The sequence below is a fragment of the Rhodococcus sp. SGAir0479 genome, from assembly GCF_005484805.1.
Taxonomy (GTDB): Bacteria; Actinomycetota; Actinomycetes; order Mycobacteriales; family Mycobacteriaceae; genus Prescottella.
Genome location: NZ_CP039432.1, coordinates 4,313,012 through 4,326,895 on the forward strand (window position 1 = coordinate 4,313,012; position 13,884 = coordinate 4,326,895).

At 70.8% G+C, this 13,884-nt stretch carries 13 protein-coding genes and 2 tRNA genes; 7 read left to right on the plus strand and 8 right to left on the minus strand.

The annotated features are described in order from the left end of the window. Positions 1 to 7: 7 nt before the first annotated feature. Positions 8 to 1,207 (minus strand): MFS transporter, encoded by a 1,200-nt coding sequence (locus E7742_RS19900; protein ID WP_137800517.1) that lies wholly within the window; start codon positions 1,205 to 1,207, stop codon positions 8 to 10. A 179-nt stretch (positions 1,208 to 1,386) separates the two neighbouring features. On the opposite strand from E7742_RS19900, the gene E7742_RS19905 reads away from it, so the two are divergent. Further along, complete coding sequence (locus E7742_RS19905; RefSeq protein WP_137800518.1) at positions 1,387 to 1,854, plus strand: MarR family winged helix-turn-helix transcriptional regulator; 468 nt, start codon at positions 1,387 to 1,389, stop codon at positions 1,852 to 1,854. 276 nt (positions 1,855 to 2,130) lie between these two features. Next, the gene (locus E7742_RS19910) at positions 2,131 to 3,936 is read left to right on the plus strand and encodes a BCCT family transporter (protein ID WP_175420542.1); all 1,806 of its coding nucleotides are present in this window, start codon (positions 2,131 to 2,133) and stop codon (positions 3,934 to 3,936) included. Between the two features lie 6 nt (positions 3,937 to 3,942). Here E7742_RS19910 and E7742_RS19915 read toward each other — a convergent pair whose 3' ends face one another. After that, a complete protein-coding gene (locus E7742_RS19915; RefSeq protein ID WP_137801321.1) occupies positions 3,943 to 5,646 on the minus strand; it encodes a bifunctional metallophosphatase/5'-nucleotidase in 1,704 nt (567 codons plus the stop codon). Positions 5,647 to 5,725: 79 nt separating this feature from the next. Beyond that, positions 5,726 to 6,811, minus strand: a complete 1,086-nt coding sequence (gene hisC, locus E7742_RS19920; RefSeq protein WP_137800520.1) for a histidinol-phosphate transaminase — start codon at positions 6,809 to 6,811, stop codon at positions 5,726 to 5,728. 61 nt (positions 6,812 to 6,872) lie between these two features. On the opposite strand from hisC, the gene E7742_RS19925 reads away from it, so the two are divergent. The 3 genes from E7742_RS19925 to E7742_RS19935 all read left to right on the plus strand — a co-directional run bounded on the left by E7742_RS19925 (position 6,873) and on the right by E7742_RS19935 (position 7,893). Continuing rightward, positions 6,873 to 7,601 (plus strand): dienelactone hydrolase family protein, encoded by a 729-nt coding sequence (locus E7742_RS19925; RefSeq protein WP_137800521.1) that lies wholly within the window; start codon positions 6,873 to 6,875, stop codon positions 7,599 to 7,601. Between the two features lie 85 nt (positions 7,602 to 7,686). Continuing rightward, a tRNA-Ser gene (locus tag E7742_RS19930) sits at positions 7,687 to 7,778 on the plus strand. 42 nt (positions 7,779 to 7,820) lie between these two features. Continuing rightward, a tRNA-Arg gene (locus tag E7742_RS19935) sits at positions 7,821 to 7,893 on the plus strand. Positions 7,894 to 7,959: 66 nt separating this feature from the next. Here the strand turns inward: E7742_RS19935 and E7742_RS19940 are convergent. Beyond that, the gene (locus E7742_RS19940; RefSeq protein WP_137800522.1) at positions 7,960 to 8,211 is read right to left on the minus strand and encodes a hypothetical protein; all 252 of its coding nucleotides are present in this window, start codon (positions 8,209 to 8,211) and stop codon (positions 7,960 to 7,962) included. Between the two features lie 258 nt (positions 8,212 to 8,469). On the opposite strand from E7742_RS19940, the gene E7742_RS19945 reads away from it, so the two are divergent. Both E7742_RS19945 and E7742_RS23305 read left to right on the plus strand, forming a co-directional pair. Continuing rightward, positions 8,470 to 9,414 carry a D-isomer specific 2-hydroxyacid dehydrogenase family protein gene (locus E7742_RS19945; RefSeq protein WP_137800523.1) on the plus strand — a complete coding sequence of 315 codons (945 nt, stop codon included), beginning with the start codon at positions 8,470 to 8,472 and terminating at the stop codon, positions 9,412 to 9,414. A 109-nt stretch (positions 9,415 to 9,523) separates the two neighbouring features. After that, positions 9,524 to 9,700 carry a hypothetical protein gene (locus E7742_RS23305; RefSeq protein WP_175420544.1) on the plus strand — a complete coding sequence of 59 codons (177 nt, stop codon included), beginning with the start codon at positions 9,524 to 9,526 and terminating at the stop codon, positions 9,698 to 9,700. Between the two features lie 7 nt (positions 9,701 to 9,707). On the opposite strand, the gene E7742_RS19950 is transcribed toward E7742_RS23305, so the two are convergent. The 4 genes from E7742_RS19950 to E7742_RS19965 all read right to left on the minus strand — a co-directional run bounded on the left by E7742_RS19950 (position 9,708) and on the right by E7742_RS19965 (position 13,609). Continuing rightward, complete coding sequence (locus E7742_RS19950) at positions 9,708 to 11,318, minus strand: acyl-CoA synthetase (protein ID WP_137800524.1); 1,611 nt, start codon at positions 11,316 to 11,318, stop codon at positions 9,708 to 9,710. A gap of 151 nt (positions 11,319 to 11,469) precedes the next feature. Continuing rightward, positions 11,470 to 11,901 (minus strand): PaaI family thioesterase, encoded by a 432-nt coding sequence (locus E7742_RS19955; protein WP_137800525.1) that lies wholly within the window; start codon positions 11,899 to 11,901, stop codon positions 11,470 to 11,472. After that, on the minus strand, positions 11,898 to 12,872 hold the full coding sequence (locus E7742_RS19960; protein WP_254699079.1) for a mycobacterial-type methylenetetrahydrofolate reductase: 975 nt from the start codon (positions 12,870 to 12,872) through the stop codon (positions 11,898 to 11,900). Before E7742_RS19960 ends, E7742_RS19955 begins: the two co-directional genes overlap by 4 nt. Continuing rightward, positions 12,845 to 13,609: a class I SAM-dependent methyltransferase gene (locus tag E7742_RS19965; protein ID WP_137800527.1), complete on the minus strand. Its 765-nt coding sequence runs from the start codon at positions 13,607 to 13,609 to the stop codon at positions 12,845 to 12,847. Before E7742_RS19965 ends, E7742_RS19960 begins: the two co-directional genes overlap by 28 nt. Between the last annotated feature and the right edge of the window lie 275 nt (positions 13,610 to 13,884).

Genomic DNA, 13,884 nt, shown 5'->3' on the forward strand with positions numbered 1-13,884 from the left:
AGGGGGATCAGGACCGGACGGCGACCGCGTCGGCGCTTGCCGAGTGAATTGCGCCGGCGCGGGCGGAGTTTCGCTCGATCCGGTAGGAGACGATCGCGAGCACCAGCGCCGCGGCGGCGAGGATCGCACCCACCACGTCGGACGCCGCGTAGCCGAGACCCGCCGAGATCACGAGCCCGCCGAGCCAGGCGGACAGCGCGTTGCCGAGGTTGAATGCGCCGATGTTGACCGCCGACGCCAGCGTCGGGGCGCCGTGGGCGTGGTCGAGGACGCGCTTCTGCAGCGGCGGGACGGTTGCGAAACCCAGTGCGCCGATGAGGAACACGGCGACGACGGTGGCGATCTTGTCCGATGCCAGGGCGGCGAACGCGCCCAGGACCACCGCGAGACCGGCCAGTGCGATGCACAGCATCGGCATCAGCCTGCGGTCCGCGAAGCGGCCGCCGACGAGGTTGCCCACCACCATGCCGAGACCGAAGATCACCATCAGCCAGGTGACCGAGGATTCTGCGAATCCACCGACCTCGGTCGCCATCGGCGCGATGTACGTGATCGCCGCGAACACCCCGCCGAAGCCCAGGACGGTCATCGCCATCGCCAGGATCACCTGCACGTTGCGAAAGGCCGCCAGCTCGTGCCGCAGGCGTACGCCCTCCGGCGCGGGGGCGTCGGGGATGAACCTGGCGACACCGAGCAGGCCGAGCACGCCCAGGGCGGCGACGATCAGGAAGGTCACCCGCCAGCCGGCGGTCTGGCCCACGAAGGTGCCGGCGGGGACGCCGACGACGTTCGCGACGGTCAGGCCCGTGAACATCATGGCGATGGCGCCGGCCCTCTTCTGCGGCGCCACCAGTTCGGCCGCCACGACGGAGCCGATGCCGAAGAAGGCGCCGTGGGCCAGTGACGCCACCACCCGGCCCGCCAGCATGACCGGGAAGACCGGGGCCACCGCGGACACCACGTTGCCGAGGATGAACAGCCCCATGAGCAGCATGAGCATGTTCTTGCGGGAGATCCTGGTCCCGAGGATCGTCATGATCGGCGCTCCGGCCATGACGCCCAGGGCGTAGCCGGTGACCAGGTAGCCGGCGGTGGGAACCGAGACCCCGAGGTCCGCGCCCACCTGGGGGAGCAGGCCCATGATCACGAATTCCGTGGTGCCGATACCGAAGGCGCCCATGGCCAGGGCGAGCAGAGCGAGCGGCATGAGGGGGTCCTTCTGACGGGTGGATCCGAGGCGCGAAGCGTAGGTGCGCGAACGCCGTTTACATGCAATGACAATAGTTGCAGACGATGGCTAGTTGCAAACGCGGGTATAGTGAGCTGCATGACTGCTCGGCCGATCCGCCGCCGACGCTTCCTGCCGATTCCCCAGAGGAGCCGACCATGACCGCCACCGATCCGGCGATGACCGCACTGGCGCACAGCTGGTCGGCGCTGTCCCTGCTGCACGGACGCATCGAGGGCAAGGTCGAGCGGGCGCTGCAGTCGGCGCACCGACTGAGTGCGCGCGAGTACTCGCTCCTCGATGTGCTCGGCCGTCAGCACGACGGCGAGGGCGGCCATCTGCAGATGCGGCAGGTCGCCGACTCCGTCGTGCTCAGCCAGAGCGCCACCACCCGGCTGGTGACCCGGCTCGAGGAACGCGGTCTGCTCTCGCGCTACCTGTGCCCCACCGACCGACGCGGCATCTACACCGACGTCACCGACGCGGGCCGGCAACTGCTCGAGGACGCGCGCCCCACCCACAACGCCGCGCTGCGGGAGGCGCTGGACCAGGCGGGCGACGACCCGGTTCTCGCGCCGCTGGTGCGCGCGCTCGAGCAGTTGCAGAGCTCCGCTCCGTCGGCCTGATCGCCCTGCCGGGGCCCTCCCGGCCGCCGGTGTAACGAAGTCGACTCGGCCGCCTCGGGTGGCCCGGTCGAGGGTGTGAACCCGCTGGTCAGCGGGCCGATCGTCGGATCGCGCCGAGGCGCCGACCAGGGCTTCTTCGTTTGAGTCGTGCACAGGGCTCGATTACGGTTTTGAATCGAAACGCACTCCGAAACCGCCGAGCCGCCTGAAGCGGAACGCGGTCGCGCACGCATGCGCGCCGGTAGTCCTGTGTCCACGGAATCGAAGGGAACCGCGTTGACAGCAATCCGAAACGCGTGGCGCGGGCTGCGCAAGCCGGTGTTCGTCCCGGCGTCGTTGGTCATCCTCGCGATGATCGTTTTCGCCGTGGCCTACTCGGGAACGGCCGGCGACGCGTTCGCGCAGCTCAACACCGCCATCACGGACGGCGTGGGCTGGTGGTACATCCTGGTCGCCACCGGCTTCGTGCTGTTCGCGTTGTACTGCGGGCTCTCCCGCGTCGGCAACCTCAGGCTCGGGGACGACGACGAGAAGCCGGAGTTCGGACTGCTGTCGTGGTTCGCGATGCTCTTCAGCGCCGGCATGGGAATCGGCCTGGTCTTCTACGGCGTCGCCGAGCCACTGTCGCACTACGTGAATCCCCCTGAGGCGGGCCGGGTTCCGGGTTCGACCGATGCCGCGGCCAATCAGGCGATGGAGCTCACACTCTTCCACTGGGGTTTGCACGCGTGGGCGATCTACGTGGTGGTCGGCCTGGGTCTGGCCTACATGACCTACCGCAAGGGGCGGCCGCTGTCGATCCGATGGTTGCTCGAACCGCTGTTCGGGCGTCGACGGATCGAGGGCCCGCTCGGGCACGCCATCGACGCGATCGCGATCGTCGGCACCCTGTTCGGCGTCGCGACGTCGTTGGGCTTCGGCGTGCAGCAGATCTCGGCGGGTCTCGAGTACCTGGGCTGGGTGCAGCCGAACAACTGGTTCGTGATCGGGCTCATCGCCGTCGTCACCGGCCTGGCGACCTTCTCCGTCGTCAGCGGCGTGACCAAGGGGCTGCGCTGGCTGTCGAACATCAACATGGCGCTGGCGGCCGGGCTGGCCCTGTTCGTACTGCTGCTGGGCCCGACGCTGTTCCTCATGCAGTCGTGGGTGCAGAACCTCGGTGGCTACGTCCAGGCATTCCCCAAGATGATGCTCCGCACGTCGCCGTTCGCCGACGACGGCTGGGCGGGCACCTGGACGATCTTCTACTGGGGCTGGTGGATGAGCTGGGCGCCGTTCGTCGGCATGTTCATCGCCCGCATCTCGCGGGGCCGCACCATCCGGGAATTCGTCTTCGGAGTGCTGCTGGCCCCGACCCTCATCGGGTCGCTGTGGTTCACGATCTTCGGCGACGCGGGCATCCTTCGGCAGCGCAACGACGGGGACATGACCGGCGCCGACGGTTCGGTCGACACCAACACCACGCTGTTCCACCTGCTCGACGGGATGCCGCTGGCGACGGTGACGAGTGTGCTCGCGATCGTGGTGGTGCTGTTCTTCTTCGTCACCTCCGCGGACTCCGGCTCGCTGGTGATCGACATCCTCTCGGCGGGAGGCAATCTCGAGACGCCGAAGGTGACGCGGGTGTACTGGTCGGTGCTCGAGGGTGTCGCGGCCGCCGTGCTGCTGCTCGTGGGCGGTGCGGGATCGCTGACGGCGCTCCAGACGGCGTCGATCGCGACCGCGGTGCCGTTTTCGATCATCATGGTGCTGGCGTGCGTGTCGATGCTCAAGGCGTTCCGCTACGAGCTCGCGACGACGCCGCGCTACCTGCGGGTTTCGACGCGTGTCGCCACCGACGGCGAGAACGGTGCGGCCCGGGTTCCGGTGCGCGCCGCGCGCATCCAGGGCGTCTCGGCGACCCTGGCCGGGCTGCCCCCGACCGGTGCGTCCGGGGGCGGCGGTGTCCGGGACGGCCACTTCGTCGTGGCCGTGCACGAGCTCCCCTCGCACGCGGTGGACGTCGACCCCGCGACCGGGGAGATGCAGCATTCCCCGGAGTCCCGGGCCGCGGATCCACTGCCGGACCACGCGGACCGGTGAGTCGGGTCAGTTGGGCGCCGAGATCGCGATGCGGCCCGGTGTGGGCGGCGCGACGGGGGAGTGGGCCCGCAGGTAGCCGGTGAGCGCGTCGAGATCGGTTCCGGCGGAGGCGGGTTCGGTGCCGCCGCGCAGTGCCGTGAACCCGTCGCCGCCGTCGGCGAGGAACTTGTTGACGGCCACCCGGTAGCTCCCGGCCGGGGCGACCGGGGCGCCGGCGACGCGGATGTCGGCGATGCGGGATCCCACCGGGGCGCTGCGGTCGATGCGGTAGGTGAGCGAGGCCGACGGTGCCAGGATCAGCTCGGCCGCGGAGCCGTCCGCCCGCGGCTGGAACTGCTGCTCCAGGACCGCCCGCAGCTGGGCCCCGCTCAGCGTGCGGACCTCGAGCGAGTTGACGAACGGCTGCACCTGGTACGCGTCGCCGTAGGTGGTGGTGCCGTCGGCGTCGAACAGCAGATCGGCGCGGATGCCGCCGGGATTGGTGAGCGCCAGCTGCGCCCCGCGCTCCCGCGCCGCCGCGAGCTGGGCGTCGGCGATCAGGTTGCCGAGCGGGCTCTCCCCGCCCGGGCCCGGCTCGCGGGTGATGTCCGCGGTCACCGCGCCCACCGGCCGCTGCGCCACCGCGTCCGACTGGGTGCTCGCGCGCGCGACCATCTCGGCCACCTGCGGGTCGGGTGCGATGTCGTGGGTGACCACCTGGTTGAAGGCCTGGGTGCGCTCGCGGTTCACCTCGCCGGTCGCGCGGTCGACGCTCAGGTCCACCACCGAGACGATCCGGCCGTGGGACGCGGCCTGCATCACCGGGCGGGGATTGCCGGCCGGGTCGTCGATCGTGCAGTTGAACTGGGTGTGGCTGTCCGCGGTGAAGATCGCGTCCACCTCGGGGGTGGCGCGGGTCGCGACCGTCAGCGCGGGGCTGTCGGTGAGGTCGCAGGAGTTGGGGCCACCGGTCGCCCGCTCGTCGCCGCGGTGCAGCAGCACCACGATCGCCCGCACGCCCAGGAAGCTCAGCGTGGCCGCGGTCCGGTCGATCGCGGCCAGTTCGTCGTCGAACCGCAGACCCGCGACGCCGTCGACCGCCACCTTCGCGGGGGCGTTGGACGGTGCCACCCCGATGACCCCGACGGGCACCCCGTCGACGTAGTTCACCGCGAACGGGAGGGTGCCGGGCGTGCCGTCCGTGGCCGTCATGTTCGCGGCGAGCAGCGGGAAATCGGTGCCGCCGAACGTCGCCTCGAACTGGCAGCCGTCGACCGGATGGCATCCACCGGCCTGCATGCGGCGCAGTTCGTCCACGCCCTCGTCGAGCTCGTGGGTGCCGATGGAGGCGGCGTCGACGCCCATGGTGTTCAGCAGCCGCACGGTCGGTTCGTCGTGAAACAGTGCCGACTCGATCGGCGACGACCCCCAGCTGTCGCCGACGGAGTACAGCAACGAGTTGGGGGACTGGCCGCGCAACTGTCGAACGTACGCGGCCAGGTAGGCCGCGCCGCCGGCATCGGTGGAGGGCCCGTCCGGGCGGGAGACCTGGGCGCGGGCACCCTTCGGCGGCTGCAGGCTGCCGTGCAAGTCGTTGATCGCCAGCAGCCGCACCGGCACGGTGTCGGCGTTCGCCGGCTTCGCGTCGGCGACGTGGACGCCCCCACTCAGGCCGAGGACCACCGCCGCCGCCAGAGCGGACGCCCGGCCGCGACCGCGGCGTTCGGACAATTCCCCTGCAGGTCGGCACACGGCCCTGAGTTTGCCAACGATCCGGCCACGAGGGGAACGCTGCGGGGTAACGGTTGAATTACGCGGAGGGCGACGGGGCCGGCACGCCCGCGAGCTCGAGCGCCGCCGGGGAGGTCGCGAACGCGAGGTACGCGTCATTCTCGTGCGGGTCGCCGATCGTGATCCGCACACCGTCGGTGCCGTACGGGCGGATCAGCACGCCGGCCTCCGCGCTGGCCTCGCCGTAGGCGGCGGACCGCTCGCCCAGCGGCAGCCACACGAAGTTGGCCTGCGTCTCCGGGACCTCGTAACCGGCGGCGCGGAGGGCGTCGCGGACCCGGTCGCGCTCGGCGACCACGTCGTGGGTGCGGCGCAGCAGCTCGTCCCGGGCGTCCAGGCACGCGATCGCGGCGGCCTGGCCGACGGCGTTGACGCTGAAGGTGATGTGCACCTTCGCCAACGCGGTGACGATCGCCGGGTCGGCGATCGCGTAGCCGACCCGGACGCCCGCGAGTCCGTACGCCTTGGAGAAGGTGCGCAGCACCACCACGTTGCGGCGGGTGCGGGCGAACTCGACACCGTCGACCCCGGAGCGGTTGTACTCGAAGTACGCCTCGTCGAGCGCGACCACCACGTGCGCCGGGACGGCGTCGAGGAAGCGCTCGAGCTCTTCCCGGCTCAGAGCGGTGCCGGTGGGGTTGTTGGGGTTGCACACGAAGATCAGCCGGGTGCGGTCGGTGACCGCCGCCAGCATCGCGTCCAGGTCGTGGCCGTGCTCGGGGGTGAGCGGCACCGGCACCGCCTCGGCGCCCGCCACCTTGGTCACCACCGGGTACGCCTCGAAGGAGCGCCACGCGTAGACGACCTCGTCGCCCTCGTTGCACGTCGCCTGCACCAGTTCCTGGCACAGTGCCACCGAGCCGCACCCGGTGGCAATGTTCTCGGCCGGCACGTCCAACGCCTCCGACAGCGCGCGGACCAGCGCGGCCGCGGTGTTGTCGGGGTAGCGGTTCGCCAGCGCCGCCGCGTCCGCGATGGCCTGGGCGACGCCGGGCAACGGACCCTGCGTCGTCTCGTTGCTGGCGAGCTTGATCGCCCCGGGATAACTGCGGCCCGGCACGTAGGTGGGGATGGAAGCGAGGTCGGCGCGGGTCACGGGGGTCACGATGCGATTATGCGCCCTGCGATCACGTGCACTGACGACGTGGTCGTGCCAGAGTTGAGGCATGCCGGGAATCCTCCGGGACAGTGTGCCTCTGCGCTCTGACGACGACGTCGAACCGCAGGCGCGCGAGCGGGTGCCGCTCACCGCTGTCGAGCCCGAACGTCGCGCTCGCGGGGGGATCGTCGTCCTGCACGAGTCCCGGCAGTTCACCGACGCGCTCCTCGAGTTGATGCGCAGCCTCGCCGCCGAGGGCTGGCTGGTGGTGGCCCCGCACCTGTTCCACCGCGAGCCCGCGCACAGCGACACCGAGGTATTCGGGCAGAGCCTCTTCGACGACTTCGACGCCACCTTCGACTGGCTCGTCGACCGCGGCATCTACCCGGACTGCGTCGGCGTGATCGGATTCGACGACGCCGGCACCGCCGCGATGCTCGTGGCCACCAACCGGAGCGTCGGCGCCGCCGTCAGTGTGTCGCCGCACGGCATCGTGAACCGGTTGGCGGAGGCCACGCCGACGCTGGTGGAGGCCGCACCGCAGCTCAAGGCGCCGTGGCTGGCGCTGTACGGCGCCGACGACCCCCGCACCCCGCCCGAGCACGTCGAGCTGCTGCGCGACGCGGTCGCCCGCGCGGACGTCGCCACCCACATCGTCAGCTACGACGGGCTCGCCCACCGCGCCGACGAGCCCCCCGTGCCGGAGCCCGCCGCGGACGACGACGATCCGCTCGTCGTCGCGATCCTCGACGCGCAGCGGCGGATCTTCGACTGGTTCGACGCGAACCTACGCTAGCGAAGCGCTGTGACCAGCTGTTTTGCGTTTCCCGGCGATCCCTGTGTAATGTTTCGCCCGGCGGTTCGAAAGGGCCGGCCCCCAAGGAGGCGTGCCAGAGCGGCCGAATGGGACTCACTGCTAATGAGTTGTCCCCCTTAAAGGGGACCGGAGGTTCAAATCCTCTCGCCTCCGCCACACTGGTCCTTCGTTGGTCCAGTTACAACTGAAGATAGCTATGCGCCCGTAGCTCAACGGATAGAGCATCTGACTACGGATCAGAAGGTTAGGGGTTCGAATCCCTTCGGGCGCACATCGAAAGTCCCCACTTGCAGCAATGCGGGTGGGGACTTTCTCGTTGTGCACCTCGTCGACTGTCCTAGCCCTCGCCGTCGGCGAGGGCGAAGGTGGGATAGGTCTCGCCCGCGATGCGGGAGACGTAGCGGACGCGGGCCCCCACGCGGCTGTGGCCGCCGGTGACCCACGCGAAGCACCACGCGCCGCTGTCGAGTGCGATGACCGCGATCCGGCGCGGTGCGAAGTCCCACGTGAGCAGCCCGCGAGTGATCGAGCGCAGCGCGATGACCGACCCCGTCGCCGACGCGACATCGCTGGGATGGGAACGCTGCACGCTGCACTTCCTGCCGTCGGACCTGGTGGGGGACGGCTACCAGCCTGGCCCGGGGAGTCCGGGGCGGGACACGTGACTATTACCCGTTTGCATACCTGTTTTTCGGGCCGGCGGGTACGCGTATCAGGGGAGCCGAACCCGCGGCGAGACAGCCGCCCGCCGCGGGGCACCGCCGGATCAGCTGAACGACGACCGGGCCGTGCGGCCGACGTTTGCGCCCGATCGGCGTGGACTGTGCGGTCTGTCTACCATCGCCGTATGTCTTCCCCCGAGCCGTCCGGACGTCCCCGCGTCGCGATCGGTCCCACCACCGACCCGCTGCTGTGTGACGCCGTCGCGCGGGGGGAAGCCGAGCCGGCGCCGCTCGACGCCGCCGACGCGCTGGTGTGGGCGGGCAACGATCCCGCGGAGTTCCCGGCCGAGCTGCCCGCCTCGATCCGATGGGTACAGCTGCCGTCGGCGGGCGTCGAGGAATGGTTCGCCGCGGGCGTCATCCAGAGCCACCCGCAGGTGCTGTGGACGTCGGCCGCCGGGGCGTTCTCCGCGACGGTCGCCGAGCACGCGTTCGCGATGCTGCTCGCCGGTGTCCGCGCGCTGCCCGAGCACCTCGCGGCCACGACATGGCGCCAGCGCGACTTCTTCGACAAGGTCGGCACGCTGCGCGGTGCCCGGGTCGCGATCATCGGGGCGGGCGGCATCGGCCGCGCCCTGATCCCGATGCTCGCCGCCGTCGGCGCCACGGTGGTGGCGGTGAACCGGTCCGGGCGGCCCGTGCACGGTGCCGCGGAGACCGTGCCGGCCGATCGGGTCGACGACGTCTTCGGCCGTGTCGACCACGTCGTCGTCGCGGCCCCGGCTACCGGCGCGACGCGACATCTGGTGGGCCGTGACCAGCTGGCGGCGCTGCACACGCGGTCCTGGGTCGTCAACGTCGCCCGCGGTTCCCTCGTCGACACCGACGCCCTGGTGGAGGCGTTGCGCGACAACCGCATCGGAGGAGCCGGGCTGGACGTCACCGATCCGGAGCCGCTGCCCGACGGGCACCCGCTGTGGTCGCTGCCGAACGCGATCGTCACGCCGCACGACTCCAACCCGCCGTCCGTCCGGAAGCCGGCGTACGCCGAGCACGTCGCCGACAACGTGCGCCGATTCGTCCGCGGGGAGGACCTCGTGGCGGAAATCGACCCGGAGGCCGGCTACTGAGCGACCCCGTCGAGGTGACGTGGGGCGCGAAACCGGGACTGGGGCTTTACGTGGATTGTTCGAATGCCTAACCTTGCGGGCGAACATCCAATTCGACAGAGGATTTCCGGTGCAACACCACGGCCAGCACACTGACGGAATCACCAACGCTACGAGCGAAGCGGCGCGTATCCGCCGCCTCGCTCAGCGCATCGCCGACTCGAGCGACAAGGCCGCCAACGTGGCTGCCGCCGGCGAGATCATGCGCCTCGCCGCGACGCTCGAGAAGGAGCTCGCCCGGGTCTGACGGCCGCTCACGCAGACGCCATCTCCTTGGCCCAGCGGTAGTCGGCCTTGCCGGCCGGGGTGCGTTTGACCTCGTCGACCAACACGATCGACCGGGGAATCTTGTATCCGGCCAGGGTCTTCCGGCAGTGCTCCTGCACCTCGTCGAGGGTGAGGTCGGGCGTCCCGGGATAGGTGGCGATCACCGCCGCCACCTGCTGGCCCATCCGCTCGTCGGGGCGGGGCACGACCAGCGCGTCGGCGACGGACGGGTGCGCGTGCAGCGCGGCCTCGACCTCCTCGGCGAACACCTTCTCGCCGCCGGTATTGATGCACTGCGAGCCGCGGCCCAGGAACACGATGGTCCCGTCCGCCTCCACCCGGCCCATGTCGCCGAGGATCGAGATGCGGGTGCCGTCGGCGCGGGTCGGGAAGGTGCGCGCGGTCTTCTCCTCGTCCTTGTAGTAGCCGAGGGGGACGTTGCCGATGCGGGCGATGTAGCCGATGTCGCCGGTGCCCGGCGGGATCTCCTCGAGCCGCTCGTCCACCAGCACCATGTTGGGCGACGGCGGCATCCGGAGGTTGCCGTCCTCGTCGACGGTGAACGCGCCGTCGTTGCCCGACTCGGAGGCACCGAAGTTGTCGCGCAGCAGCAGTTCGGGCTTGACCGCGAGCATGCGGTCGCGCACGCTCACCGACCAGATGGCGCCGCCCGAGGTGATCGAGAACAGCGAACTGAAGTCGACCTCGCCCTTGCGGCGCTCCATCTCGTCGACCAGGGGCAGCCCCATTCCGTCACCGACGATGAGGATCACCTGCAGGCGCTCCGTCTCGATCGCCTCGACCACCCTCTTCGGGTCGAAGTCGCGCATGAGCACCACCCGCGCACCCAGCGTGAAGAAGGTGAACAGCGAATACAGCGCGGCGCCGTGCATCAGCGGGGCGGCGATGAGGAACGCCAGGTCCGGGAATTCCTTTGCGGCCGCGGCGACTTCCGCGAGGTCCTGGCGCGCATCCTCCCCGTAGGGGTTGCCCCCCGAGAGCGGCTTGCGGAAGAAGTCGTCGTGGCGCCACATGACGCCCTTGGGATAGCCGGTGGTGCCGCCGGTGTAGAGCACGTACACGTCGTCGCCGGACCGGGGCGCGAACTCGCCGCCGGACGGGAAGTCCTGCGACACCGAGAACGGGACCACCTGGATCGAGCGCTGCACCGCCGCCGCGAGCAGCTCCTCGATCGGGTCCCCGCCGACGACGATCACCGTGCGGATCAACGGGCAGCTGTCGAGCAGCGCCGCGAGCGTGCGTTGGTGCTCGGGCAGCTCCACGACCACCGCCGCGGAATCCGAGTTGGTGAAGATGTACTCGAGCTCGGCCGGCGTGTACCGGTAGTTGACGTTGATGGGCACCGCACGGACCTTGATCAGTCCGAGGATCGAGGTGACGTGCTCGACGCTGTTCTTGAGGAACAGTGCGACGTGGTCGCCCGGCGCGATGCCGACATCGTCGAGGAAGTGCGCCACCTTGTTCGCTTCGGCGTCCAGCTGCGCGTACGTGAAGTGCTCTCCCTCGTACGTCAGCGCGGTCCGGTCCGGGACGGCCGCAGCGACCGATTCGAACACGTCGGCGAGGTTGAACTGCATCGTGTTTCCTTCCCGAACCGCACGGAAGGTGGCGCCGCTCAGTCCTTCTCGGACGCGGGCCACTCGTATGTCGAAGGACAGTAGCGCGTGCCGCGCCCGCGCGGGGCCGATTCGGACATTCCAGTGCCGGGCGGGATGCGGCCGCCGGCGATCAGGACGTCGTGAGCGGGTAGACCGTGCCCTGCCCGACCGCGCACACGCGGGCGCTGCCGTCGTCGTCGATCATCTCCAGTTCGCACGCGCACACCGCCCGCCGGCGCCCGGAGTACGTGACCCGAGCGGTGGCGCGCAGCGTGCGTCCGCGGGCCGGCCGCACGTACTCGACGGACATCCCGCCGGTGAGGACGGCGGGGCCGAGCACCGTGCCGGCCGCGTAGGTGAGGCAGTTGTCGGCGGCATAGGCCAGCACACCGCCGTGCAGGAAGCCGTTCTGCTGCAGCAGGTCCGGCCGGGCGTCGACCTCGAGGACGGCGGCGCCGTCACCGAACGAGACCAGACGCGCGCCCAACAGCACACTGAAGGGCTGTGACGCGAGATGAACGCGGGCGGCCTCGACGTCGAGCGGGACGGCGGTGTCGGTCATGACAGCTCCCCGGTGGGCGCGGCGGTGCGGGACGGGTTCGACTGTCCCACGGCCGAGGCCCGGGGGCACCAGTAGTCGAGCATCGCGGTGAATGTCTCGCAGGCGCCGTCGGACAGCCCGTACGGCGATTCCAGATTCACGCTCAACGGAAAACCCAGCTCACCGGCGCCGTCGACGACCCGACGGTACAGATCCACGAGATGGGCGCGGCGCCGGTGGGGCGGGGCGTCGGCGAGGCGGGCGACGAACGCCTGCTCCTGCGCCACCGCGGCGTTGCCGTCGTCGTGCACCAGCCAGTCGATCAGCCCGGCGCGCGCCTCGATCCCCGGGACGAAACCGAACGACAGCAGAATGTCCGGGCGCCGCTCGGTGCGGGCCGCGAACGCGCGCAGGAAGCCCACGATCCGGTCGGAGTACAGCAACTGGGTGAGCGCGAACGTCGCGCCGCGCTCACACTTCGCGGCGAACCGGTCCACCTCGCCGCGGCGGGTGGGGATCAGCACGACGCCCCGGTGCGGGACCACGCCGCGGAACCGCGCCACGGCGTCTCCGGGGGTGGGGCCGGGGGTGTCGGCGGCCGAGGCGCCGCGCGGTGCGCCGACGAACGCGATGCCGTCCATCCCGGCGTCGCGCAACCGGTGCACCCGTTCGGTCAGGTGCCGGACGTCGTCGAAGACGGTGACCTGCGCGCACAGGCCCGCCACCCCCGGCAGCGACCCCCGCACGGTTTCCCAGAAGTCGAGCACGTCGGTGCGCGGGGTGAAGGCGACCGGCCGGGAGGGGTCCTCCGGGATGATGCCGGGGATCAGGACGTGACCCACCCGGTCGGTGAGGCCGTGCCCACGACAGCGTTCGGCGGCCGCCGCGGCCGTGTCGACGGCTCCGCGCGCGCCGCGGTCCGCTTCGGGTGGCACCAGTTCCAGTGCCACGGTGTGCATGGCGTTCAACGACGTTCGGCCGTGAGCAGCCATGCCGGGGCGAGGATCCGGTTTCGGGCGTCGGTGTCGAGGCCGGCCACCGCCGCCGTCAGGGGCCCGTCGTCCTGTTTCTCCATGTCGGTCCGCGTCATCGCGGTGGTGTAGGTCGACCGCTCGAGGCGGCGGATCGCCCACCCCGCTCCCGTCAGCGTCTCGCGCAGGTTGTCCTCGCCGATCCGGTACGGGCCCGGGAAGGCGTCCGGCACCCGGTCCGAGAAGCACACCAGGTGCAGCAGCGCGCCCGGACGGCAGGCGCCGTGCAGCGCCGCGACGTACCGGTGACGCTGGTCCTCCGAGAAGCAGTGGTAGAGCGCGCTGTCGACGACGGTCGTGAACCGGTCGGCGTAATCGCCCAGATCGGTGGCATCGGCCACCGCGAACTCCACGTCCTTGGCGACGCCACGCTCGCGGGCGCGGTCGCGGGCGATGTCGATCGCGGTGGGCGCCGCGTCGAGCCCGCACACCCGGTATCCGCGGGACGCGAGGAAGATGGCGTTCTCGCCGGGCCCGCAACCGATGTCGAGCACTTCGTCGGCGATCTGGCCGTCCGCCTCGAGCGTGTGCACCACCGGCTGCTCCTCACCGATGTCCCACGGCACTCGATCGAGGTGGATACCCGGCAGCGGCGCGGCCCCGGTCGGTTGCGGATTGCGGCTCAGGGCCTCGAAGTCGCCGCGATAGAGCGCGTCGAAGTCGCTGGGATTCGGTGGTTGCGGGGCATCTGCGGTCATGGGGTGCTCCTTCCCGACAGGGGGTGCGGCGCCCGGGGCGGGCCGACGGACGATCGACCCACCGGATCAGGACGTGTGCCGCCGCGGTGTCGCGCGGGCGGCGAGCCCGTCACCGATGGTACCGAGGAAAGCGGTCGGGACCGGGCCGTTTCCGGGCACGATCCGGGTTCGCGTACCGGCCCGCGAGGGGCCGTCCGGGTGACCGACGAAACGCCGGACCCCGCACCGTCTGATCCGTCACGTCGGGGTACGCCTCGACGCCCGGATCGCGGCCC